21 protein-coding genes and 1 riboswitch are annotated in these 24,225 nt (G+C 62.0%); of the genes, 15 read left to right on the forward strand and 6 right to left on the reverse strand.

All coding sequences use genetic code 11. The features are described 5' to 3' along the window. Positions 1–64: 64 nt before the first annotated feature. Together AB8A38_RS18385 and AB8A38_RS18390 are read left to right on the forward strand one after the other, a co-directional pair. Positions 65–958, forward strand: coding sequence for an alpha/beta hydrolase family protein (locus AB8A38_RS18385; RefSeq protein WP_439086972.1), 894 nt, complete (start codon positions 65–67; stop codon positions 956–958). Positions 959–980: 22 nt separating this feature from the next. Continuing rightward, positions 981–1,403, forward strand: a complete 423-nt coding sequence (locus AB8A38_RS18390; RefSeq protein ID WP_439086973.1) for a thiol-disulfide oxidoreductase DCC family protein — start codon at positions 981–983, stop codon at positions 1,401–1,403. A gap of 9 nt (positions 1,404–1,412) precedes the next feature. Here the strand turns inward: AB8A38_RS18390 and AB8A38_RS18395 are convergent, their stop codons facing one another. Beyond that, positions 1,413–2,666, reverse strand: a complete 1,254-nt coding sequence (locus AB8A38_RS18395) for a flavin monoamine oxidase family protein (RefSeq protein ID WP_315840080.1) — start codon at positions 2,664–2,666, stop codon at positions 1,413–1,415. Positions 2,667–2,759: 93 nt separating this feature from the next. On the opposite strand from AB8A38_RS18395, the gene maiA reads away from it, so the two are divergent. Further along, positions 2,760–3,425: a maleylacetoacetate isomerase gene (maiA, locus tag AB8A38_RS18400; protein ID WP_315840079.1), complete on the forward strand. Its 666-nt coding sequence runs from the start codon at positions 2,760–2,762 to the stop codon at positions 3,423–3,425. Between the two features lie 196 nt (positions 3,426–3,621). On the opposite strand, the gene typA is transcribed toward maiA, so the two are convergent. Next, entirely contained in the window at positions 3,622–5,445 is a 1,824-nt protein-coding gene (gene typA / locus AB8A38_RS18405) for a translational GTPase TypA (RefSeq protein WP_315840078.1), read from the reverse strand. A 229-nt stretch (positions 5,446–5,674) separates the two neighbouring features. Next, the gene (locus AB8A38_RS18410) at positions 5,675–7,228 is read right to left on the reverse strand and encodes an alkaline phosphatase D family protein (protein WP_439086974.1); all 1,554 of its coding nucleotides are present in this window, start codon (positions 7,226–7,228) and stop codon (positions 5,675–5,677) included. Between the two features lie 143 nt (positions 7,229–7,371). Next, positions 7,372–7,564, forward strand: a riboswitch (cobalamin riboswitch). A gap of 106 nt (positions 7,565–7,670) precedes the next feature. On the opposite strand from AB8A38_RS18410, the gene AB8A38_RS18415 reads away from it, so the two are divergent. Then, the gene (locus tag AB8A38_RS18415; RefSeq protein ID WP_439086975.1) at positions 7,671–9,938 is read left to right on the forward strand and encodes a TonB-dependent siderophore receptor; all 2,268 of its coding nucleotides are present in this window, start codon (positions 7,671–7,673) and stop codon (positions 9,936–9,938) included. A 2-nt stretch (positions 9,939–9,940) separates the two neighbouring features. Further along, the gene (locus AB8A38_RS18420; RefSeq protein WP_439086976.1) at positions 9,941–11,389 is read left to right on the forward strand and encodes a PepSY domain-containing protein; all 1,449 of its coding nucleotides are present in this window, start codon (positions 9,941–9,943) and stop codon (positions 11,387–11,389) included. On the opposite strand, the gene AB8A38_RS18425 is transcribed toward AB8A38_RS18420, so the two are convergent. Further along, positions 11,386–12,804: a TAXI family TRAP transporter solute-binding subunit gene (locus AB8A38_RS18425; protein ID WP_439086977.1), complete on the reverse strand. Its 1,419-nt coding sequence runs from the start codon at positions 12,802–12,804 to the stop codon at positions 11,386–11,388. The two genes, AB8A38_RS18420 and AB8A38_RS18425, sit on opposite strands and share 4 nt — an antisense overlap. A 201-nt stretch (positions 12,805–13,005) precedes the next feature. On the opposite strand from AB8A38_RS18425, the gene AB8A38_RS18430 reads away from it, so the two are divergent. Together AB8A38_RS18430 and AB8A38_RS18435 are read left to right on the forward strand one after the other, a co-directional pair. After that, positions 13,006–13,329, forward strand: a complete 324-nt coding sequence (locus AB8A38_RS18430) for a 4a-hydroxytetrahydrobiopterin dehydratase (protein ID WP_439086978.1) — start codon at positions 13,006–13,008, stop codon at positions 13,327–13,329. 81 nt (positions 13,330–13,410) lie between these two features. Continuing rightward, positions 13,411–13,794 carry a YkvA family protein gene (locus tag AB8A38_RS18435; protein ID WP_439086979.1) on the forward strand — a complete coding sequence of 128 codons (384 nt, stop codon included), beginning with the start codon at positions 13,411–13,413 and terminating at the stop codon, positions 13,792–13,794. A gap of 22 nt (positions 13,795–13,816) precedes the next feature. Here the strand turns inward: AB8A38_RS18435 and AB8A38_RS18440 are convergent, their stop codons facing one another. Then, positions 13,817–14,791, reverse strand: a complete 975-nt coding sequence (locus AB8A38_RS18440) for an NADPH:quinone oxidoreductase family protein (protein WP_439086980.1) — start codon at positions 14,789–14,791, stop codon at positions 13,817–13,819. 119 nt (positions 14,792–14,910) lie between these two features. Here AB8A38_RS18440 and AB8A38_RS18445 point away from each other — a divergent pair, with 119 nt between their 5' ends. The 6 genes from AB8A38_RS18445 (at position 14,911) to argG (ending at position 20,690) form a co-directional block, all read left to right on the forward strand. After that, positions 14,911–15,750, forward strand: a complete 840-nt coding sequence (locus AB8A38_RS18445; protein ID WP_439086981.1) for an SDR family oxidoreductase — start codon at positions 14,911–14,913, stop codon at positions 15,748–15,750. Positions 15,751–15,964: 214 nt separating this feature from the next. After that, positions 15,965–16,582 carry an invasion associated locus B family protein gene (locus AB8A38_RS18450; protein ID WP_439086982.1) on the forward strand — a complete coding sequence of 206 codons (618 nt, stop codon included), beginning with the start codon at positions 15,965–15,967 and terminating at the stop codon, positions 16,580–16,582. A 204-nt stretch (positions 16,583–16,786) separates the two neighbouring features. Beyond that, positions 16,787–17,965 carry a 23S rRNA (adenine(2503)-C(2))-methyltransferase RlmN gene (gene rlmN / locus AB8A38_RS18455; RefSeq protein WP_439088554.1) on the forward strand — a complete coding sequence of 393 codons (1,179 nt, stop codon included), beginning with the start codon at positions 16,787–16,789 and terminating at the stop codon, positions 17,963–17,965. A gap of 2 nt (positions 17,966–17,967) precedes the next feature. Next, complete coding sequence (locus tag AB8A38_RS18460; RefSeq protein WP_439086983.1) at positions 17,968–18,444, forward strand: hypothetical protein; 477 nt, start codon at positions 17,968–17,970, stop codon at positions 18,442–18,444. Between the two features lie 45 nt (positions 18,445–18,489). Beyond that, positions 18,490–19,284: a phosphatase PAP2 family protein gene (locus tag AB8A38_RS18465; protein WP_439086984.1), complete on the forward strand. Its 795-nt coding sequence runs from the start codon at positions 18,490–18,492 to the stop codon at positions 19,282–19,284. Positions 19,285–19,352: 68 nt separating this feature from the next. After that, on the forward strand, positions 19,353–20,690 hold the full coding sequence (argG, locus tag AB8A38_RS18470) for an argininosuccinate synthase (protein ID WP_439086985.1): 1,338 nt from the start codon (positions 19,353–19,355) through the stop codon (positions 20,688–20,690). 85 nt (positions 20,691–20,775) lie between these two features. Here argG and AB8A38_RS18475 read toward each other — a convergent pair whose 3' ends face one another. Continuing rightward, positions 20,776–21,438, reverse strand: a complete 663-nt coding sequence (locus AB8A38_RS18475; RefSeq protein ID WP_439086986.1) for an O-methyltransferase — start codon at positions 21,436–21,438, stop codon at positions 20,776–20,778. 90 nt (positions 21,439–21,528) lie between these two features. Here AB8A38_RS18475 and AB8A38_RS18480 point away from each other — a divergent pair, with 90 nt between their 5' ends. Together AB8A38_RS18480 and AB8A38_RS18485 are read left to right on the forward strand one after the other, a co-directional pair. Next, positions 21,529–22,167: a TetR family transcriptional regulator gene (locus AB8A38_RS18480; RefSeq protein WP_439086987.1), complete on the forward strand. Its 639-nt coding sequence runs from the start codon at positions 21,529–21,531 to the stop codon at positions 22,165–22,167. A 109-nt stretch (positions 22,168–22,276) separates the two neighbouring features. Next, positions 22,277–24,031, forward strand: coding sequence for an alkaline phosphatase (locus AB8A38_RS18485; protein WP_439086988.1), 1,755 nt, complete (start codon positions 22,277–22,279; stop codon positions 24,029–24,031). The last annotated feature ends 194 nt before the right edge of the window (positions 24,032–24,225 follow it).

Genomic DNA, 24,225 nt, shown 5'->3' on the forward strand with positions numbered 1-24,225 from the left:
GATGTGATTCGCGGCGTGTAGAGTTCGACAGGCATGGCGTCCGCACGAAAGTCCCTGAGCGCATATGAAATACGTCCAAGCGCTTTGCCTGCTGGCTGCATTGCACGGAAGCGCTGCTATCGCCGCGGCCCAGACATCAGGCGCGCAGGGCCCGGAAGAAGCGCCGCATCGCCGGCAGGTCTGGTCGGTAGCGTCGCCCGATCCAAATACCAGTTCCCGCGCCGTGCTGTTTCGCCCGCCCGGCAATGGCCCGTTCCCGCTCGCTGTTATCGCGCATGCCTCCACACAGAACGCGCTGCGCCGCGCGCAGATGCCGCAACCGGAATATCGCGCACTCGCCTCCTGGTTTGTCAGGCGAGGCTACGCCGTGCTGGTCGCTGAACGTCCCGGCCATGGCGTCACCGACGGACGCTACCTGGAAGACCAAGGCGGCTGCGACAATGCCGACTATCTCGGCGCCGGCCGCGCCACGGCGGATAGTATCGCCGCAGCGATGACTGATATTCGCGGACAACCCTTCATTCGCAGCGACGGCACGATCGTCATCGGCCATTCCGCGGGCGGCTGGGGCGCGCTCGCCATGGCCGGCGCCAATCCGCAAGGCGTCAGAGCGGTCATTGCCTTTGCCCCCGGACGGGGCGGCCATGCCAATGACCGGCCGAACGACGTTTGCGCGCCGCAGCGCCTGATCGCCGCGGTCGCAACCTTCGGCAAGACGGCGCATGTGCCTGTGATCTGGCTCATCGCGCACAACGACAGCTATTTCTCGCCGGACTTGTCACGCCAACTGGCGGATGCATTCCGCAAGGGCGGCGATAGAGTCGATTTCCATGAATTGCCGGATTTTCGAAGCGAAGGCCACTGGCTTGCGGAGAGCGACGGCGGTGACGACATCTATGGTGCCGCACTGGACAAGGCACTCAAGGCAGTTTTGACCAGTCCGGCGACAACGCGATGACGCGCAAGCTTGCGCAACCGGGATGGACAGTGCAGTGACCGAGCCTTGGCCCGATGACAATGTCATCCTTTATGACGGTGTCTGTATCTTCTGCTCGCGCTGGATCCAGTTCGTCGCCAAACGCGACACCGATCGTCGCTTTCGCTTCACCCCGATCCAGTCCGACTATGGCAGCCGCCTCGCCCGCCATTTCGGCATCGATGCCGCCGACCCCGACACCAATGCAGTGATTCATGGCGGCGTGGCTTATGTCAGATCCGATGCGGCGCTGACGGTGTTGTCGACGCTGCCCGGCTGGCAGTGGGTGCGCGTGCTGTTCGTGGTGCCGAAGGCGCTGCGCAATCCGGTCTACAGCCTGATCGCAACGAACCGCTATCGCATCTTCGGAAGGACCGAGGCGTGTATCGTGCCGGACGCGGGGATGAGGGCGAGGGTGATTGAGTAGCGCGGCCAATTACGCTTTCGCGCGCTTACCTGCACTCACCACCTCCTTGGCCGCCCTCTCCCCGCTCTCCCTTGCCCCGTGCGCTGTCGAGAAGAAATTCGGCGACGTCGCTTCGCCGGCAAAGAACAGCCTGCCATCCACCGGCGCCGCGAGGACCGCGCGAGCATCGGCATGGCCGGGCTTCGCCGCCGAATAGGCGCCCTGCGCGAAGCGATCATGGCCCCAGCGGGATTCCGCGAGCGGCGTGAGCTTGCTGCGGATGTCTGAGCCGAGCAGTGCCACGATCTCGTCGATGCTTTGCGCGGCGAGCGCGCCCTCACCGGCGTCTTCCAGCTCGCGCGCGAAACTCCCCCCGAAGAAGCCGGCGATGCAGGGGCGACCGGACGGGCGCAGGTGAAAACTGCCGACGCCGGTGCGCAGGGCGGCGCCGCGCAACCCGATATCCGACGGCCACTTCTCCGCGTCGGAGAGCGCCAGCATTACCTTGTTGTCGGCGCCGAGCGGCAGGCCTGCGGCGGCCTCGACCTTGCCGGGCAACGGCGGCGTGAAGCGGATATTCTCGTTGGCGATGAGATTGGCCGGCACGCAGACGATGACTTTCGCCGCGCTGAGCGTGCCGCGCGATGTTTCGATGCGGGTGCGCGCGCCGGAATGATCGATAACAGTGACTTCGGTGTTCAGCGCCACCGGACACGGCGCGCCATAGGCCGCAATCAGCGCGCCATAGCCATCGGGCAGGCGCCAGTTGATGTCAGTGTCCTCATAGGCATCCATGTCGTGCAGCGACACATCCTTGAGCTCGAAGCCGTTGATATAGGTCGAGATCGCATCGATCATCGGATTCCATGGATTGCCGGGCTCGAGGCACGTCGCGGCCGGCGCATCGATCTCGTTTTCCGCGGCCTCCTCGGCGCGCTCATAGAACGCGTCGATCGCGGCGAAGAACTCATCGCGCTTCGCCTTTGAGAAGGCGGCGTCATAGGCCTGATCGCGCCACGGCGGACGCGACTTGTCGACGGCGAAGCCGAGCTCTTTCGCGATGCCGACGAAGTCATTCTTGTCGGCGGAGTGTAGCCACTCACAGCCCAGATCGAACGGAATGCCGGGGGCCGCCATGATCGTATGGGCACGGCCGCCGATCCGGTCGCGCGCTTCCAGCACAATCACCGAGAGCCCGGAACCTTCCAGCATACGAGCGGCGCCGAGGCCGGCAGCGCCGGCTCCGATGATGGCGACATCTACTTCGGAAGGCAGTCTGGTCATCGCGTCGGTATTCACAGCGAATGGGAAACGGGTGACAACGGGATAAAGGCTTGCTTGAATTATTCAAGCCACCGCTGCCCTCGGAGAAGATGCATGACAGCCCCACACGATTTCGAACTCTACGGCTTCTGGCGGACGTCCGCGACCTATCGCGTCCGCGTGGCGCTCAACCTGAAGGGATTGGAAGCGCACGAGCGCGTGATCGACCTCGACAAGGGCGAGCAGCGCGGCGACGAGTTCCTCAAGATCAATCCGCTCGGTGCGATTCCGGCCCTGATCGAGCCCGGCCACCTGCCGCTGACGCAATCACTGGCGATCCTGGAATTCCTCGACGAGATCCATCCGACCCCGCCGCTGCTGCCGAGCGATCCACACGGCCGCGCACGGGTGCGTTCGATCGCCGCGATGCTGGCCGCCGACACCCATCCGCTCATTACGCCGCGTGTGCGCAAATATCTCGCCATTACCGCCGGCTTTGACGATGCCGCAGTTCGCGCTTGGCTGGTGCACTGGTTCACCACGGGCCTCGCCGCCGTGGAAAAGCGCCTCGCCAGCGAGCCCGTCACCGGCCGCTTCTGTCATGGCGACGAGGTGACCATCGCCGATATCTGCCTGCTCAGCATCACCGCAACCATGAAGGTGCTGAAGATCGAAATTGCGGGCATCCCGACCATCGACCGCATCGTCGCCGCCTGCGAGGCGATGGAGGCGTTTGCGAAGGCCGATCCGTTGAAGCAGGTCGGGGCGCCGAAGGTCTAACCATAGAGCTTGTCATTCCGGGGCGGGCGCTCAGCGCAGCTGAGGGCACGAGCCCGGAATCCCGAAGTGTTCAACCATGTCGGGATTCCGGGTTCGCCCGCGCAAAGATGCGCGTGCGCCCCGGAATGACAGTGCCAAACAAAAAATGCCCGGCTCTCGCCGGGCATTTCGTAACTCGCCAAAGAAAGCTCGTCGCTTACGCGATCACTTCCTTGGTCTTTTCGGCGCGCTTGCGGTCGTTGGCATCGAGATGCTTCTTGCGCAGGCGGATCGACTTCGGGGTGATCTCGACCAGCTCGTCGCTCTCGATATAGGCGAGCGCCTTTTCGAGGGTCATGCGGATCGGCGGCGTCAAACGCACCGCTTCGTCCTTCGACGTGGTGCGGATGTTGGAGAGCTGCTTGCCCTTGAGAACGTTGAGTTCGAGATCGTTCTCGCGGGTGTGCTCGCCGATGATCATGCCCTTATAGACCTTCCAGCCCGGCTCGATCATCATCGGGCCGCGATCTTCCAGCTTGAACATGGCGTAGGCCACCGCTTCGCCCTGGTCGTTGGAGATCAACACGCCGTTGCGGCGGCCGGCGATCTCGCCCTTATAGGGCAGGTAGTCGTGGAACAGGCGGTTCATGATCGCGGTACCCTTGGTATCGGTCATGAGTTCGCCCTGATAGCCGATCAGGCCGCGGGTCGGCGCGTAGAAAACCAGACGCAGGCGGTTGCCGCCCGACGGACGCATCTCGATCATCTCGGCCTTGCGTTCGCTCATCTTCTGAACGACCACGCCGGAGAATTCCTCATCGACGTCGATGACGACTTCTTCGACTGGCTCCAGCGTGTTGCCGTTCTCGTCCTTGGTGAGAACCACGCGCGGACGCGACACCGAAAGCTCGAAGCCTTCGCGGCGCATGTTCTCGATCAGGATCGCGAGCTGCAATTCGCCGCGGCCCGATACTTCCATCGCGTCGCGATCGGCAGATTCGACGACCTTGAGCGCGACATTGCCTTCGGCTTCGCGCAGCAGGCGGTCGCGGATCAGGCGGCTGGTGACCTTGTCGCCTTCGGTGCCGGCGAGCGGCGAGTTGTTGACGATGAAGGACATCGACACGGTCGGCGGATCGATCGGCTGCGCCTGGATCGGAATTTCAACCGACGGATCGCAGAAGGTGTCGGCGACAGTGCCCTTGGGCAGGCCGGCGATGGCGACAATGTCACCGGCTTCGGCGAGCTCAACCGGCTGACGCTCAAGACCACGGAACGCCAGAATCTTGGTGATACGGCCGGTTTCAACGACCTTACCGTCACGCGACAGCACCTTGACACTCTGGTTCGGCTTGACCGAGCCCGCCGAAATGCGGCCGGTGATGATACGGCCGAGATAGGGGTTGGCTTCGAGGATGGTGCCGAGCATGCGGAACGCACCTTCTTCAACCACCGGCGGCGCGACATGCTTGATGACGAGATCGAACAGCGGCTTCATGCCGACATCGTGCGACGCGTCCGGGCTGTCGGCCATCCAGCCGTTGCGGCCCGATCCGTACAGAATCGGGAAGTCGAGCTGGTCGTCGGTGGCGTCAAGCGCTGCAAACAGGTCGAACACTTCGTTGACGACTTCGGTGATGCGGGCGTCCTGACGGTCGACCTTGTTGATGGCGACGATCGGCTTGAGGCCGAGCTTCAACGCCTTTCCGACCACGAACTTGGTCTGCGGCATCGGGCCTTCAGCAGCGTCGACAAGCACGATCACGCCATCGACCATCGACAGGATGCGTTCAACTTCGCCGCCGAAGTCGGCATGGCCCGGGGTGTCGACGATGTTGATCTGGACCTCATCCCACAGCACCGAGGTGCACTTGGCGAGAATGGTGATGCCGCGCTCTTTTTCGATGTCGTTCGAATCCATCGCGCGTTCCTGGACGCGCTGATTGTCGCGGTAGGTGCCCGACTGTTGCAGCAGCTTGTCGACGAGAGTCGTTTTGCCGTGGTCAACGTGGGCGATGATAGCAATGTTGCGAAGGTTCATAGGTCTTCTTCTGGTTACGGTCTGGGTGCCCTTGAGCGGGTTCAACAAGACATGCTCGACAAAAGGCCTCAGCCTTGCGCTCGAGCGCGTTCGATAACTGCCTCGTCTGAAAACGCGCTGGGGCAATCCCTCCAAAAGCAAACCCGGCCAGAAGGGGCCGGGTACTCGGACGCGTTGCGGCGCAATATAGGGGAAAATCACCGAAAAACAATGCGAATCTGCCAAATGGTTAGCCCAATTTCGGGTCCAGAACCGTGGCCCAAAGGGCCATATCGGCCCGATCTCGCAAGGTAACGGTCATTTGGCCGCTTTGGCCGTCGATTTTGACGTGGCCGAAGAACTGCATGCCTGCCGACGGGGGCAAATTCTGCTTATCGGGCCCCGGCGCCTTCACGAAACGGACCTCAGGACCGAAGGTATTGTCGAGCGCCGCCGGCCCGAAAGTTCCGGCGTGAAACGGGCCCGAAACGAACTCCCAGAACGGCTCGAAATCCTGAAACTGCGCCTTGTCGGGATTGTAATAATGCGCCGCCGTGTAATGCACGTCGGCGGTCAGCCAGACCGTGTTGCGGATACCGGCCGATTTGATGAAGCGCAGGATATCGGCAATTTCCAGCTCGCGGCCCCGCACTGGCCCGTCGCTCTGCGCGATGGCCTCAGACCCGGTTTTGTCGGCGGCATTGTCATAGACGACGAGGCCGATCGGCATATCGGAGGCAATGACCTTCCAGGTCGCCTTCGACGCCATCAAGGCGCGCTTCAGCCAGGCCATCTGCTCCGGGCCAATGAAATACGCATCCGGACCATAGCTCTCCTGCAGGTTCGGGCCGTTGGGCCCGCGATAGCTCCGCTCGTCCAGCATGAAGACGTCGAGATGCGGGCCGTAATTCAGCGTGCGATAGACCCGGCCGGGTTCGGCCGGATTGATAGAGATCGGATACATCTCGTGAAAGGCACGCGCGCCCCGCGCCGCGAGCATTGTGATGTCGCGCTCCTTGTAAGACGACGGCAACTGCTTCGAGAGCGACCAGTTGTTGGTAACCTCGTGATCGTCCCACTGGCCGAAGATCGGCACCTGCGCATTGAATGCGCGGACATTGTCGTCGAGTAGATTGTATTTGTGCGCGGCGCGGAATTCATCGAGCGTTTCGGCGACCTTCGCCTTCTCCGGCACCGTGATGGTGTTCTTCCAGATCGTGCCGTCAGGCAGTTTCGTTTCAGCCAGGATCGGACCATCGGCGTAGATCGTATCGCCGGAATGGATCAGGAAATCTGGGTTGTGCTTGCGCATGGTGGCGAAGGTGACCATGCCGCCATCCTCGGCATTGATGCCCCAGCCCTGCCCGGCGACATCGCCGCCCCAGACAAAGGATACATCGCGGCGATCGGCCGGCGCGGTGCGAAAGCGGCCGATCACAGGTTCGCTGACGATTTCGGGATGCGACAGATCGCGGAATTTGACGCGGTAGAAGATGTCCTGTCCCGCGGGCAGATTATCGAGCAACAGCTTCGCCGTGAAATCGCTCTCGAGCAGCGCCGTGATAACCGGCAACATGCGCACATTGCTGAAGGATTCGGTCGTGGCGACTTCCACCATCATCTGCGCCGGGCGATCGGCGCGCGACCAGATCATGCCGCTGCTCGTCCCGACATCGCCGGACTGCACGCCATGCGACACGACCGGACGATCCTGCGCGCGGCTGAGGTAAGGCATCGCCAGGAAGCTTGCGCCTGTTACGGCTGAGTGCGCGAGGAAGCGGCGACGGGATAAACGTAGTGCCATGGCGAACTCCTGATCCTGGCTCTGGCACCAGTGGCTCTAGGCAGATCGCTTGACGCTGCGATGACAGGTGATGCGCAATATCAACACCCGCCAAAGCAAGCTGCGAATGACTGGCAGCTTGATTGACACATTTGGAAATTTCACCTTAACGTGAATGCGACGGTTCCCCTTCGGGGATCAAAAGGGAATGCGGTGAGGGGGATCCCCCGATTCCGCGGCTGCCCCCGCAACTGTAAGCGGCGAGCCTGCGCCAAGAGCCACTGGGTATTCACCTGGGAAGGCGGCGACAGGCACTGACCCGCGAGCCAGGAGACCTGCCGCCAGTCGTGGTCACACGCGAGCACATTGGGCGGGGTGTCCTGGTGGAAGTCACACTGCCTGTTTGAAAGCGGCGGGGCGACTTGGTTTGCGGTGACGTGCCACGTAACCGCGAGTCCTGTTCATGACCTCCGTTTCTCCAGTCGCATTGAAGCGACATACGCCCTTTCTTTATTCTATTGCTCTCTCCTGCTTGTTGTGTCCGAGTGAAAGCTGGGCACAAGCTGCACAGCCCAGCCAGACGCTCGATCCTGTTGTAGTTCAGCCGTCAGCGACGCCTCAGCGGGCACGCCGCGCCACGAACGGCACTGCATCGCGCGCTGCGCGCTCGCGGCAGCAGCGCAATGTCGCCGCCAATACCGGCGCGCCGGTTGCCACGCCGACAGGCCCTGTCTTCGCAGCGCCGACGCTCAACCTCACCGGCACGACATCCACGGGCAGCCGCCTCGGCCTCACGCGCCTGCAGACGCCGGCCAGCGTCGAAGTGATCTCCGCCGAGACTATGGCCGAACGCGGCCAGCAGAACGTGGTCGATGCCGTCACGCAGAATGCTACCGGCTTTACGGCCATCGGCGAACCCGGCAATGGCGGCATCGCTTTCAGCACCCGCGGCTTCGCCGGAAGTGGCTCCGTCACTTCGCTTTATGACGGCACGCGCCTCTATGTCGGCTCCGGCACGGTGAACTTCCCCTTCGACACCTGGACCGCCGAGAAGATCGAAGTACTGCGCGGCCCGGCCTCCGTCATGTATGGCGAAGGCGCTATCGGCGGCGCCATCAACGTGATTTCGAAATTGCCGCTCTGGGTGCCACGCAACCAGGCTGAAATCTCGCTCGACAGCAACATGACGCGCCGCATCGCCCTCGATAGCGGCGGTCCGGTCAGCAAGGACGTTGCCTATCGCATCGCCGTCACCGGCAACGCGTCCGATGGCTGGGTCGATCGCGACAACACCTCGAACATCGCGCTGCACGCCGCGGTGCAGATCAAGCAGACCGAGGACATCACCTGGACGCTCTCCACCGACTATGGCGACCGCCATCCGTCAAAATATTTCGGCACGCCGCTGATCAATGGCCAGCTCAATGAGGCGATCCGCTTCAAGAACTACAATGTCAGCGACAGCAACATTCGCTATCAGGACAGCTGGAGCCAGGTAAAGACCGAGTGGCAGGTCAGTGACGGCATCACCCTGCGCAACACGCTCTATTACATGTATGCGAAGCGCCACTGGAAGGAGGTCGAGATCTACGGCTTCAACTCCGGCACCGGCCTGATCGATCGCAGCGACTATTTCGAAATCTTCCACCAGCAGCAGCAGATCGGCGACCGCATGGACGCCACCTTCCAGGGCCATCTGTTCGGCATGGTCAACACCTTCGTGGCAGGCTTCGACGTCAACCGCATCGACTTCAAGCACACTAACAATTCGCCCTATGGCGGTACGTCGTCGGTCAATCCATATAATTTCGATCCCGGCCTGTTCAGTAGCCCCGATCCGACGATTCCCGGCTTCAAGAGCGTCGCCAATCAGTACGCGTTCTTCGCGGAAAACCGACTGGCCGTCACCGAACAATTGTCGCTGATCGCGGGCGTCCGCCAGGACCAACCGACCGTCGAACGAACCGACTACCGCAATCCCGCCAACAGCTACACACGGGACTATTCGGCGACATCCTGGCGTGTCGGTGCGGTCTATACCCCCATCCAGAATCTCGCGTTCTACGGCCAGTATTCCACGGCGGCGGATACGGTCGGCGGACTGATCTCGGCGAGCAACGCCAATGCGAAGTTTGAGCTGGCGACCGGCAAGCAGGCCGAGATCGGCGTCAAGCAATCGTTCTGGGGCGGCCGCGGCGAGTGGACGCTGGCCGCCTATCAGATCGAGAAAAACAATCTGCTGGCGCGCGACCCGAACAATCTCGACTTGGTGGTGCAAGTCGGCCGGCAGTCGTCGCGCGGTGTCGAGGCGTCGATCGGCCTCGTGCTCGATCACGGCTGGCGCATCGATGCCAATACCGCTTTCCTGCGCGCGAAGTATGACGACTTCCTGCAGCCCAGTGGCGTGAACTTTGCGGGCAATGTTCCCGTCAGCGTGCCACAGAACGTCTCCAACATCTGGGCAACATGGGGTTTTGCGCCGAACTGGTCGGCTAATGCCGGTGTGCAGATCGTCGGCAAGACATTCGCCGACAGTGCCAATACGCTGGAAATGCCGAGCTACACACTGGTCAATGCGGGCCTGCAGTGGAAGCCGGACGTCAACACCGCGGTGTCACTGCGCGTCTACAACCTGTTCGACAAGATCTATGCGACGTCGAGCTACAGCGACAATCAGTGGATCCTCGGTATGCCGCGCACCGCCCAGCTCGCCGTCAACGTGAAGTTCTGAGCTTGTCGCGCAAGCTGACACGAACACTCCGGCGGTGGCTGTATATCGGCCACCGCTGGATCGGCATCGTCACCTGCCTCTTCTTCGCGATGTGGTTCATCTCCGGCGTGGTGATGATGTATGTCGCGTTTCCCGGCCTCTCCGATAAAGAGCGGCTGGCGGCATTGCCCGATATCGTCTGGGAGAAAGTGGCGCTCTCTCCCGACGAGGCGATGAAGGCTGCCGGTGCCACGCGCTATCCGCGCGAATTGCGATTGAACATGGTTGCCGACGAGCCGGTGTATCGGTTGACTGGCTGGGACGGCAAACGGCAAACCATCTCCGCCGTCGATGGCCGTACCATCACCGAGATCAACGAACTGCAGGCACTTGCAGTCGCGCGGCATCATCCCGCCAGCAAGTTGCCTCAGCTCGAAGAGACCGTCGATCGCGATCAATGGAGTGTTACCGCACGCTACGATCCGCTGCGACCATTGTATCTGATCACACTCGGCGACGATGCCGGCACCAAGCTCTACGTCTCCTCGCGCTCCGGCGAGGTCGCACTCGATACCAATCGCACCGAACGCGTCTGGAACTGGCTCGGCTCGATCCCGCACTGGATCTATCCGACCGTGTTGCGCAAGGACGGACCGCTGTGGCGGCTCGTCGTGCTGTGGATCTCCGGCATCTGTTTGATCGTCGGCGTTACCGGAATATGGATCGGCATTCTGCGCGTGCGCCTCAAGCGACGCTATGCGAGCGGCAACATCACGCCCTATCGCGGCTGGATGGCATGGCATCACGTCACGGGCCTGATTGCCGGCCTGTTCGTGCTGACCTGGATGTTCTCGGGCTGGCTGTCGCTCGATCCCGGCCGGGTTTTTGCCGACCGCAATACGCCACGCGAGGTATTGCAGCGCTACGCCGGCCACGATGCGCCAACCATCGCGGCAGCCCTTCGCGCACCAGCGGACAAAGCCGCGGTCGAAGCGCGCTTCGTGTGGCTCGACGGGGCGCCTCTTATGATTGTCGCGAAGCGCGACGGCACGAAGACGGTGATCGATCCGGCAAGCGGCGAAATCGCGAGACTGCCGCAAGATCGTCTCTGGAAAGCCGCAACAACACTGCTGCCGGGCTCACGCCTAGAAACCCAGCTAAGTATCAGAGAATACGACGCTTATTGGTACGCACACCACAATGACCGCGAATTGCCGGTGTTGCGCGCCAAATTCGATGACGACGCGCAAACCTGGTTTCACATTAGCCCCGTCACCGGCGACATCCTCGGCCGTATCGACTCAAGCCGGCGCACCTATCGCTGGCTGTTCAACGCGCTGCACAGTTTCGATTTTCAGTTGCTGCTGATGTATCGCCCGGCCCGGGACATCGTGGTGTGGCTGCTGTCGATTCTCGGCACCATCGTCTCGGTGAGCGGCGTCGTGATCGGCTGGCGTTATCTCAAACGCTAGACTGCGAGCGGCCGCGGCGGCTGTCGCAATTGCTCCGGCGGATTCATCGGCTCGGGCGGGATCATGCCAATCAGCGCCTTGCGGTCGGCAACGGCGTTGTGGAATTGCTCAAGCGCAATGTTGAAGGCTGTCAGCGTGCCTTCCTCGATGGCGCCGTGCTCGTAGCAATTCAGCGTATGACGCAGAATATCGTCGGCCTCCGCCTGCATCGTATCGAGCTCTTCGAGAGACTCGCTCTTGCGTGCGGCGGCAATCATGTCGAGCAGACGATCGCGCTCCGACACATTCACGTTGCGCTCGTCCTTCTTGAGATAGCTCGCGAACCAGGCGCCGATCGAGCCCATCGCCGAGAGCCCCATCAGGCTCCACCAGATGTAATCGCTGTAGCGATCGAGGAAGGTCTTTTCTTCACCATCCACATAGGCGGCCGCGCCGGGATGCACAGGAATAACCGCATCCTTGTCGGTATCGGGCGTCTCGATCTTCGCCGCCAGCGGGAAGTCGTTGATGATCTGCTGACGGATCGCAAACAGCTGCCGCGTGAAGGCGGCGATGGTCACATCCGACAGGCTCTGCCGTGCCACGATGTGATGCGAAAAACTGATGGTCTTGACGTCATCGTCGGGCCGCGCCGGCGCGCCGCCGAATGCGCCGGCAGGAATTTCCGATGATTCATACATCGGGAAATTCTGCGCGATGGCTTCGGCCGAATCGATCGCGAGGAAAGTCGGCGTGCCATCGCGGCTCGAAGCCTGGATGGCGTCATTAGTGATCTTGCTGTTCACGGGACCTGCCGCGATGAACGCATCGACCTTCTGGTCCTTCACGGCCTCGGCCACTTCGGTGGTCGAGAACTGCACGATGGTGACCTTGGCGGGATCGACGCCGTATTGCCGCAGGATGATGTTCAGCAGGTTGACGTTGGCCTGCGTCTTGCCGATCACACCGACACGGCGTCCGGCGAGCTGCGAGAATTTGGTGATCTTGGGTCCCGACTTCTTGCCCTTGGCCGCCGGCGGCACCCATATCACAGCGACGTTCTTGCGCAGCGTAGCGACCGCGCGCGCATTTTTTGGTACTTCCAGATCGCCGCGGATGATCGCGAGATCGGCCTTGCCATCCGCAAGCGCCTTGGCGCTGGCTGTGGCACCTTCGGTGAGGATCGGCCGCAGCCGGACTGTATAGTGATCACGCGAGAACGATTGCACCAGCGCCTGCACGACCTTGACGTCATCGCTGTTCGGTGGACCGACGGCGATGCGCAGCGGCACCGGCTTCATGGCGAAGTAGTAAGCGCCGGCCACGGCCGCGACGATCGCCAGTGTCCCGGCCAGCGTGATCAGCGTCATCTTGCGCCGGATGGACCGCGGCGACGGCGGTCCCACCGGCCCGATAACATCGGGACCATCTGCCATGGATCTGGAAAACAATCGCTTCAAATTCATCTGCGCCAAATGGGGTTCGAGCGACAATGTAGCAAAGTTTCGGGTCGACGCGCCGTTCCACCGGCAGCATGGTTACCAGCACGCTTGGTTACCGTTCTGCATGCGCGGCATTTGCTGCCTTATTGTGGCATGGATCCCAACTGTGTCACCGGGCGTTAGAGTAAAGTTCAAGTGAAGCAGGAGGTTGGCATGGTGGAACGACTCTCGGCCGAGGCCCGCAAGACGGCGCTGAAGGAGCTCTCGGGCTGGAGCGAGGTTTCCGGGCGCGATGCCATCGCCCGGACCTTTACGTTCAAGGATTTCAATGAGGCCTTCGGTTTCATGGCGCGGGTCGCCATGGTCGCCGAGAAGAGCGACCACCACCCGGAATGGCGCAATGTTTACAAGACGGTGGAGGTAGTTCTGTCCACCCACGACGCCGACGGTGTCACCAAGCGCGACATCGATCTGGCCAGGGCCATGAATACTATCGCCGGGCAACTCGGCCACTCCTGAGCGTTGCTGAACGTTGCGACCGCCGCGCCACATCACCATTTAAAGAGAACGCTGCAAACTGCAGCCGCGAGGACATTGCCGATGGCAACCGACCACAGCGTGGGCTTCGAGCCAGCCGATGAACTGGCCAAAGACCGCGAAAGCGTACGCAAGCAGTTCTGGCGCAAGCTGAAAAAGCTGGCCGTCAGGCTACCTTTCGCCGAAGATCTGCTGGCCGCGTATTATTGTGCCTTCGATCGGCAGACGCCGCGTCATGTCCAGGCGGCGCTGCTCGGCGCCATCGCCTATTTCGTGCTGCCATTCGATTTCGTGCCGGACATGCTGCCCGTTCTGGGATTCACGGACGATGCCGCGGTGCTGGCCACCGCCTTGCGCATGGTGACGAGCCACATCAACGAGGACCATCGCGCGGCTGCCAGAGCGGCCATCGCGCGTGGATTGGCGAAGGGTGAGGCGGACGCGTAATCCGCGTCCGCCTCATTCAGTTTTATGGATGAAGGATCACTTTACCCATGGCCTGACGGCCTGCCAGTACCTTCAACGCATCGGCTGTCTTGGCCAACGGGAAAGTCCTGTCGACATGGGATGAGATCTTCCCTTCGGCCGCCCACTTCACCAGCTTTTCCAGATTGGCACGGTTCTTCTCTGGGTTCTGCCGTACCCAGGCGCCCCAGAACACGCCGCGAATATCGCAACCCTTCAGCAGCGCGAGATTGAGCGGCATTTTCGGAATGTCACCGGCAGCAAAGCCGATCACCAGGAAGCGGCCTTCCCAGGCAATAGCGCGCAGCGAGGCTTCGGCATATTTGCCGCCCACCGGATCGAAGATGATGTCGACACCCTTGCCGTCCGTCAGCTTCTTCAGACCTTCCTTCAGATCTTCGGTCGCGTAGTTCAGGCCGATATCCGCGCCGTGCTTCTTCGCGAATTCCAGCTTCTCATCCGACGAAGCGCAGGCGATGACCTTGAGGCCGAGCAGCTTGCCGAGTTCGCAGGCCGCGAGCCCAGTGCCCCCCGCGGCGCCGAGCACGGCCAGCGTTTCGCCGGGCTTCGGGCTGGCGCGATCTTCCAGCGCATGCAGCGCCGTGCCGTAAGTGATGATCACGCCGGCGGCGCGGTCGAAATCGAGATTGTCGGGAATCTTCACGGCGGATGCCGCAGGCACCGCGATCTTTTCGCGGGCGCCATTGTGACCCACGGAGGCGACCACACGGTCGCCGACCTTGAGGCCGCTCACACCGCTGCCAATGCTCTCGATGACACCAGCGACTTCCGCAGCCGGCGAGAATGGGAACGGCGGCTTGATCTGGTACTTGCCCTGGATCATCAGGATGTCGAAGAAATTCAGCGCCGCCGCCTTGATGGCGATAACGACCTGACCGTCACCGGCAACGGGATCATCGATATCGGCGAGAACGAGATCATCGGGTTCGCAAAATTGCGAGCAGAGAATGGCTTTCATCTGATCATCTGACCTTCGGCTTGAGACAGTTGAAGGGAGTCATGCCGGATTTGACGGCGCGCTACAATCTGATTCGAGAAAAGGTAATTCCGCCACGCGGCCAACCGAGGAACCGTCCCATGTTCGAGACAACGCTGCTCGCCAACAAGCGCATTCTGGTCACCGGCGGCGGTTCCGGCCTCGGTGCGTCCATGAGTCGCCGTTTCGCAGAGCTGGGCGCCGAACTCGTTATCTGCGGCCGCCGGCTTGAATTGCTCGAACAGACTGCGGCACAACTGCGGACCGATTTCAGCGCCAAGGTCAGCACCTTCACCTGCGACATTCGTGACGCAGCTGCGGTCGAGGCGATGATGGAGACGATCTGGCGCGACGGGCCGCTCGACGTCCTCGTCAACAATGCCGCAGCCACCTTCATCGCGCAGAGCGAGCACCTCTCTGCCCGCGCGGCCGACGCGATCCTCGCACCGACGCTGCACGGCGCGATGTATTGCACCCTTGAAGCCGGACGGCGCTGGATCGGGGGGCACCACAAGGGCGTGGTGCTGAGTATCCTCTCGACATCCACCATCACCGGCCGCGCCTTCACGGTGCCATCGGCGATGGCCAAATCCGGACTCCTTGCAATGACGAAGTCCCTTGCGGTGGAGTGGGGACCGAAGGGCATCCGCACCGTTGCCATTGCGCCCGGATCGTTCCCCACCACTGGCGCAACCGGGCAGCTGCGGCCCGAGGGACGCGACAACGGCCCTGCGGCGCAGAACCCGCTCGGCCGCGTCGGCGAACACAGCGAACTCGCCAATCTCGCAAGCTTCCTGATTTCCGATCAGGCCGGCTACATCAATGGCGAGATGGTGGTGCAGGATGGGGGCGCACACTTGCGCGCATCTGGCGCAGAGGATCTGCTGCAGTGGAGCGATGCGCAGTGGGCGGCGCAGCGAGCCGCGCGCACCAAGAACTGAGCCGAAGGCTGGACAAAAAACTGAGGATGACTCCTGCGCCGTCAGCGCGCAGCAAGGCAAGGACTGCTATCCTTGCGGGAGTCGCGTCTGCCTTTTCAAGAAAGCGATTTGCGGATATGGCAGACATCGTGACGTCAGCGATTCCAGATCGTCTTGGTGAAGCCGTCTTGTTGCGAGCCATCTTCCAGTCACAATGATAGAGGATCGAGACTTGATGTCCGTGCGGCGATTCCTGACAGTTGTGTCGATGAGTGTAGCGATGGTCGGTATCTCCGATATTGCGCAGGCGCAGAGCGCTGCATCGAAGGGCAAGGCCGCCGCACCGAAGGCAGCGCCCACACCGGCGAAGCCAGCAGCCGCGGCGCCTGCTGCAGCGGGTGGCGCAGAGCCCACGCTGGTCGGACAGTTCGGCTCGTGGGGCGCCTACACCGCGACACCGAACGGCAAGAAGGTCTGCTTCGCGCTGGCCAAGCCCGCGTCGTCGAAGACCAATCCGGCGAACCGCCCGCGCGATCCTGCTTACGCCTTCGTCTCGACCCGCCCCGCCGAGAAGGTAACCAACGAAGTCTCGATCATGATCGGCTATCAGTTGAAGCCGGGCTCCGAGTCCACGCTGGAAGTCGGCGGCGCGCGCTATGCGATGTACACGCAGGGCGACGGGCTCTGGATCAAGAATGCCGCCGAGGAAGAGCGTATGGTGGAAGCCCTGCGCAAGGCAGCGGACGTGACCGTCAAAGGCGTCTCCGCCAAGGGCACCGAGACCACCGACACGTTTTCGCTGAAGGGTCTGGCCCAGGCGCTGGACCGTCTGGCGCAGGATTGCCGGCGGTAATTACCGCCAAAATCCCGGCTAAATCCTTGTCGTCGTTAATATTGCCGCATTTCGCGCCTTTTCATTCGGGCGCGAAAAGCTTATTTGAGGTCGGCCTGTTTAAGGTCAGATTTCCCGCGACATCATAGATCGAACGCCATGACCCCCGTTTCAGCCGAGGCCGGTTCCGCCATCGACGCTTCCCGCGCATTGCCCGCGGGCGAGATGCCGCTGGAGAAGATCGCCGCGGAGACCTATGTGCCGCTGGCCAAGCCGTCCTTGATCGGCCTGTCGCGCGCGGAAATCGCCGAGAAGCTCGGTTCCATCGGCGTGGCCGCGGCCCAGCGCAAGATGCGCACCCAGCAGATCTGGCACTGGATGTATGTCCGAGGCGTCCAGAATTTCGCTGAAATGTCCAGTATTTCCAAAGGCATGCGCGAAGACCTCGAAAAGCATTTCACAGTGGCGCGGCCCGAGGTGATCGTCGAACAGATCTCCAATGACGGCACCCGCAAATGGCTGCTGCGGCTGCCCTCAGGTACCGCCGGCGAAAGGGCCCATGAGGTCGAGTGCGTCTATATCCCCGAGACCGACCGCGGCACGCTCTGCGTCTCCTCCCAGGTCGGCTGCACCCTGAACTGCTCGTTCTGCCACACCGGTACCCAGCGGCTGGTGCGCAACCTGACGGCCGGCGAGATCGTCGGCCAGATCATGGTCGCCCGCGATCGCCTGGGTGACTGGGCCGACCGCGAGACCCCGGACGGCAACCGCCGCGTCACCAATATCGTGATGATGGGCATGGGCGAGCCGCTCTACAATTTCGATGCGGTGCGCGACGCGCTGCTGATCGTCTCCGACAATGAAGGCATCGGCATCTCGCGCCGGCGCATCACGCTGTCGACCTCCGGTGTGGTGCCGAACATTGCGCGCACCGGCGACGAGATCGGCGTCATGCTGGCGATCTCGCTGCACGCGGTGCGCGATGAACTGCGCAACGAGCTGGTGCCACTGAACAAGAAATATCCGCTTGAACAGCTGATGCAGGCCTGCCGCGATTATCCCGGCGCCTCCAACGCACGGCGCATCACCTTCGAATATGTGATGCTGAAAGGCGTCAACGACTCGCTCGAGGACGCCAAGCTGCTGGTCAAGATGCTCAAGGGCATCCATGCCAAGATCAACCTGATCCCGTTCAATCCGTGGCCGGGCACGCGCTACGAATGTTCGGACTGGGACCAGATCGAAAAATTCTCCGAATACATCTTCAATGCCGGCTATTCCTCCCCGGTGCGCACGCCGCGCGGCCGCGACATTCTCGCCGCCTGCGGCCAGTTGAAGTCAGAGACCGAGAAACTGTCGGCGCGTGAGCGTCAGGCATTACGCGCGATGGCGATGACGGACTGACGATGGCGCTGATCGGCCGCCTGTTCGTCATCTTTCTCGGCTTCTGTGCCGCCTGTCTCGTCGGCGGCGCGATCGTGGTGTTCTCGATCCTGTTTCCGGAGCTCAGCGCGCTCGATACCGGCGTCATCGATCCCAACACCATCAATATCCTGCTCGGCTTCGGCTTCGTCTTCATCAGCGGCTTCGCGCTGATTCCGGCGATGCTCGTCGTCCTCATGACCGAGGCTTTCTACATTCGCAGCGTCATCATCTATGCGCTCGGCGGCGCGGCGGTCGGGCTCGCCTGCTATCTCGGCCTGATCCCCTATGACCCTGCCACGATGAGTTTCGACGGCATTGTGCGGCGGCATCTCGAAGTGATGACCGGCGCGGGTATCGTTGCCGGACTGATCTACTGGGTGATCGCCGGCCGCAATGCCGGCGCCTGGCGGCAGTCACGGCGCGCACCACCGCAGCCCGATGTCGCGGCTGGTCCCTAGTGCACTGTCTTTCCTTCAACTCCTGCCTCGGTTAAACCGCCCGCCATGAACCGGACCGGACTCCTCATCGCGCTTGGGCTGTTTGCCGCCATTGCCATTGTCTTCGGAGTCTGGCCCGAACTCGACCTCAAGCTCGCGGCGCTGTTCTACGATCCCGAGACCAGACGCTTCCCCACGACGTCGCTGCCCTATGCGCAGTTCGCCCGCGATGCGGCGATGTGGATCGCATGGGCTTTCGTCGCCCCCTCAATCCTCGCGCTGATCGTGAAGCTGATCTGGCCGAACCGGCCGCTGCTGGTGAAGGGCCGCACCGTCGCCTTCCTGATCCTCACCATGCTGATGTCGGCCGGGGTCCTGACCAATCTGACCTTCAAGACCTTCTGGGGCCGACCGCGGCCGGTGATGGTCTCCGAATTCAACGGCCCCTGGCAGTTCAAGGCCTGGTGGGATCCGACCGGCCAGTGCGGGCGCAACTGCTCGTTCTTCTCCGGCGAAGGCGCCACGGCGTTCTGGACCTACGCCCCCGCCGCACTCGCGCCGCCGTCGGTGCAGCCCTACGCCTATGCGGCAGCGACGGTGTTCGGCATCGCCACCTCGGGCTGGCGGATGGCCTTCGGCGGCCATTTCTTTACCGACGTGACCATCGCCGGCCTCGTCTCATTCCTGGTCATCTGGTTGATTCACGGATGGATTTACCGCTGGCCCTCGACCCGGAAGACCGACGAGGAGATCGATGCCGCGTTGACGCGCTTTGCTTGGCCGGGCTATCGCTGGCGGCAGAAATTGCGCGGTCGCGACATCGGTCCCGTGCCGGACGCGATTCCCGTCAACCGCCGTTAAACGGGTAATCTTTCACGGGACGTTGATAGCGCCCCTATGTACCCGAAACTGCCCCGATTGGACGTTCGATGACCACGATCTTGAAGAGCCTGCCCCAAGGAAAAAACGTCGGCATCGCTTTCTCCGGCGGGCTGGACACCTCAGCCGCGCTGCTCTGGATGAAGCAGAAGGGCGCCAAGGTCTTCGCCTATACCGCCAATCTCGGCCAGCCTGACGAGGCCGATTACGACGAGATTCCGCGCAAGGCGATGGAGTTTGGCGCCGAGAAGGCGCGCCTCGTGGATTGCCGCACCCAGCTGGTTCACGAAGGCATCGCCGCCATTCAATCGGGCGCGTTCCACGTCTCGACCGGCGGCATCACCTATTTCAACACTACGCCGCTTGGGCGCGCCGTCACCGGCACGATGCTGGTCTCGGCCATGAAGGAAGACGGCGTCAATATCTGGGGCGACGGCTCCACCTATAAGGGCAACGATATCGAACGGTTCTACCGTTACGGACTGCTGACCAATCCGGACCTCAAGATCTACAAGCCCTGGCTCGACGATCAATTCATCGACGAACTGGGCGGCCGCGCCGAAATGTCCGCCTTCATGACGGCCCACGGCTTCGCCTACAAGATGAGCGCCGAGAAGGCGTATTCGACCGACAGCAATCTGCTCGGCGCCACCCATGAGGCCAAGGATCTCGAACAGCTCGATAGCGGCATCACCATCGTCAACCCGATCATGGGCGTGCCGTTCTGGCGCGACGACTGCGTCGTCAAGGCCGAGAAGGTCGTGGTGCGGTTCGTCGACGGCCAGCCCGTTGCGCTGAACGGCCAGACCTTCACCGATCCTGTTGCGCTGTTCCTCGAGGCCAATGTCATCGGCGGCCGCCATGGCCTCGGCATGAGCGACCAGATCGAGAACCGCATCATTGAGGCTAAGAGCCGCGGCATCTACGAGGCGCCCGGTATGGCGCTGCTCCACCTCGCCTATGAGCGTCTCGTCACCGGCATCCACAACGAAGACACCATCGAGCAATATCGCATGAGCGGAATGAAGCTCGGTCGGCTGCTCTATCAGGGACGCTGGTTCGATTCCCAGGCCCTGATGCTGCGCGAGACGGCGCAACGCTGGGTGGCCCGCGCCATCACTGGCGAAGTAACGCTCGAACTGCGCCGCGGCAATGACTACTCGATCCTGAACACCGAGAGCCCCAACCTGACCTACGCGCCGGAGCGGCTCAGCATGGAGAAGGTCGAGGATGCGCCGTTCACGCCGGCAGACCGGATCGGCCAGCTCACCATGCGCAATCTCGACATCACCGATACCCGCGCCAAGCTGGATCTGTATGCGAAGACGGGTCTGTTAAGCGCCGGCGAAGGCTCGAACATTCCGAAGCTGGACAACGACAAGAACTGACGACCGTGGCGTTGTGACGCGTAGGATGGGTTGAGCGTAAGCAAAACCCATCCTACTCTCGCGTCTAGGTCTGGCACCTTCACCGCTACATCCGCATCGACAGCTCGACATCATCTCCGAACGGGACCGACAGGTAACCGTTCGCGGGATTGCGGACATAAGCGAGATAGTCGGGGCTGTAATCCGCATTGTCCGCAATGACGAAAGCACCGGGCTTGAGGCGGCTTTCGACGATCGCAAGCACGTCCGGATAGAGCGCCTTGGCGCCATCGAGCAGCAGCAGATCAATCGTATCGGGCAGATCGGTACGCAGCGTCTGCAACGCATCGCCTTCACGGAATTCAACGAGATCGATCAGGCCGCCTTCGGCGAGATTCTGCCGCGCGATGACGATCTTCGAGGGTTCGAATTCACTCGTGATCAGGCGGCCTCCGCCGTTGTCGTTAAGCGCCGCCGCCATATGCAGCGTCGAGATCCCGAACGATGTGCCGAATTCGACGATTGATCGAGCACACGTAGATCGCGCCAGCATGTAAAGCAGCGCACCGGTCGCACGTGACACGGCGAGCGGGACGTCCCTGAACCGGCTGTACAGATCGACATAGTCGGTCTTGCTCTGCATCATCCGCTGCCGATCGTCGTCAGGCAGGTCGGCGACGGCCTGGCTCGTGCGGGACCGTGCGGCATCCGCTTCTGCGAACAGACGTTTGAGAAGGGGGGCGACGGGGTCCGTCGTAAGTGTGGTCATGATAATTCCTGCGAAAACGACGCTTGATTGCGCCCCTCTGCAAATACGAATATTTATTCGCATTCGCTAATCGCATTGCGGAGGCCGCAAATGGCACGTCGGACAAGCCCTTCGATTCATTCGAGAAAACAGCCACAACAGGCCCGCTCCGAAGAGCTGGTCAGCGCTATTCTCGAAGCTGCTATTCAGGTTTTGGCGAAAGAGGGATTTCACCGCTTCACCACCGCGCGCGTCGCGGAGAAGGCCGGCGTCAGCGTTGGATCGCTGTATCAATACTTCCCGAACAAGGCATCGATCCTGTTTCGCTTGCAGAGCGACGAGTGGCGAGACACCAACGACATGCTCCGCCAGATCCTGGAAGATGAAGGCGCCTCGCCATCTGCGCGTCTCCGCAAACTGGTCCATGCCTTCATCAAATCAGAATGCGACGAAGCCGCTATTCGCCACGCGCTCGATGGCGCCGCGCCGCTCTACCGGGACGCCCCAGAGACCCGCAAGGCGAAAGCGGCTGGACGGCGTACATTCACGGCCTTTATCGCCCACGCCCTTTCAACGGCAACTGAGGAAAAGCGATCGCTCGTCGTCGATGTCATCACCTCGACTTTAAGCGGAGTAGGAAAGGACTTTTCCATGCGCCCCCGATCCGTCGCGGAGATTGCAGCTTTCGCGGATGGCTTGGCAGATATGCTCTGCAGTTATCTGGAGAGCTCCGGGAGCTATGAGACCTAGCATTTTGGCCTCCGTTCCGTTGGCACAGCCGCACGTCACCTGCCAGTCATCCAACTGTCGTAATGCAGGCCCGCGCCCTAAGCCGGGCGCCTCAGGGGGAATATCCATCATGACGAGAACCTTTATTGTGGCCGCTGGAATGCTGTTGCTGACGAGCGCATCGCTGCCAGCACAGACGATCTATCCGCTCGACCGCGCTGATATCCTCGCGGGCGCGAAATTCGACTTTAAGGTCGAGTTTCCCGAACTCGTTCAGGCCGCCGACATCAAGGTGACGATCAACGGCGCCGATCAGACCGCAGCGTTCGGCAAATCCGCTGATTACATCGCGAAGGAAGACGGCAAGGATCAGTCCGCCCTGCTGCTGCGCGATGTGACGCTCGATAAAGCCGGGACTTACAAGATCGAAGTCAGCGACGGCATGCGCAGCCGCGCGGTGACGTGGAACGTCTACGACACTGGCCCGCGCAAGGCGAAGAACGTGATCCTGTTTATCGGCGACGGCATGTCGCTGTCGCATCGCGTCGGCGCACGCTTGCTGTCGAAGGGCATTTCCGAAGGCAAGAGCCGCGGCAAGCTCGCCATGGACGACATGCCGCATATGGCAATGGTAGCAACGGCGGGCTCCGACTCCATCATCACCGATTCCGCAAATTCGGCCAGCGCCTATGCCACCGGCCATAAGACCGCGACCAATGCGATGGGCGTCTATGCGGATCGCACGGCGAATGTGTTCGACGATCCGCAGGTCGAAACCATCACCAGCCTCGCGAAGCGCAAGCTCGATCTGGCGATCGGCATTGTCACCAATACCGAGGTCGAGGACGCGACGCCCGCCGCGATGATCGCGCATACCCGCCGCCGCGCGGCCTATGACGAGATCGTTGCGCAGTTCCTTGCGGCCAGGCCGGACGTGTTGATGGGCGGCGGCGCTGCGAATTTCCTGCCGCAGGCGGCCGCGACATCGAAGCGCAAGGATGACGTCGACTATGTCGCGCGCTTCCGCGAGGCCGGTTATTCGGTTGCGACCACGGCGCCCGAATTGAACGGCCTCGCCAAGAAGCCGGAGACGCGCAAACTGCTTGGACTTTTCACGCCTGGCAATATGGACGGCGTGCTGGATCGCAAGTTTCTCGGCGGCGGCGGCGTGAAGAAATTTCCGCAGCAGCCTGATTTGACCGAGCAGGTGCATGGCGCGCTCAAGATCCTGTCGCGCAACGACAACGGCTTCTTCCTGATGGTCGAGTCCGGCCTGATCGACAAATACGCCCATCTGCTCGACATGGACCGCGCCGTCTATGACGTCATCATGCTCGACAATGCCGTGAAGCTGGCGCGCGACTGGGCCGCCAAGCGCGGCGACGATACGCTGATCCTTGTCGTCTCCGACCACAGCCATCCCAACAGTCTCGTCGGCACCGTCAATGACGATATGAGCAAGGAGTCAAACCTGCCGCTGCGCGAACGGCTTGGCGTCTATGAGAAGGCCGGCTTCCCGAACTATCCCCCGCCGGATGCCGAAGGCTATCCATCGCGCGTCGATGTCAGCCGGCGCCTTGCGATCATGTCGGCGAGCCTTCCCGATCACTACGAGACGCTGCGGCCGAAGCTCGACAACCCCAACGATCCGACCGAGAAGGGCGATGAGCCCGGCACTTTCAAGGCCAATGAGAAATACAAGAATGCGCCCGGCAGCATGCTGCGGCTCGGCAACCTGCCGGCAATGATGGGCGCCAGCGTGCATTCCGGCGAGGACGTAATCCTCACCGCCATCGGCCCCGGCAGCGACCGTGTGAAGGGCTCGATGGACAATACGGACGTGTTTCGCGTGATGGTGGATGCGTTGGGACTGGCGGCGAAGTAGTAGCGGAGCTCCGCTTATCCCTCCCCCTAGCGTGGCGTAGCCACGCTAGGGGGAGGGTGGCACAACTGCGAGCGTTCAGCGAGCATCGTGACGGATGGGGTGTTGCCACACACTCCGTCCTTCCGTGGGAGATACCCCACCCCGGCCTATCGGCCGCCCCTCCCCGCTGCGCGGCTTCGCCGCTTGGGGGAGGG

The sequence above is a fragment of the Tardiphaga sp. 839_C3_N1_4 genome, from assembly GCF_051811045.1.
Classification (GTDB): Bacteria; Pseudomonadota; Alphaproteobacteria; order Rhizobiales; family Xanthobacteraceae; genus Tardiphaga.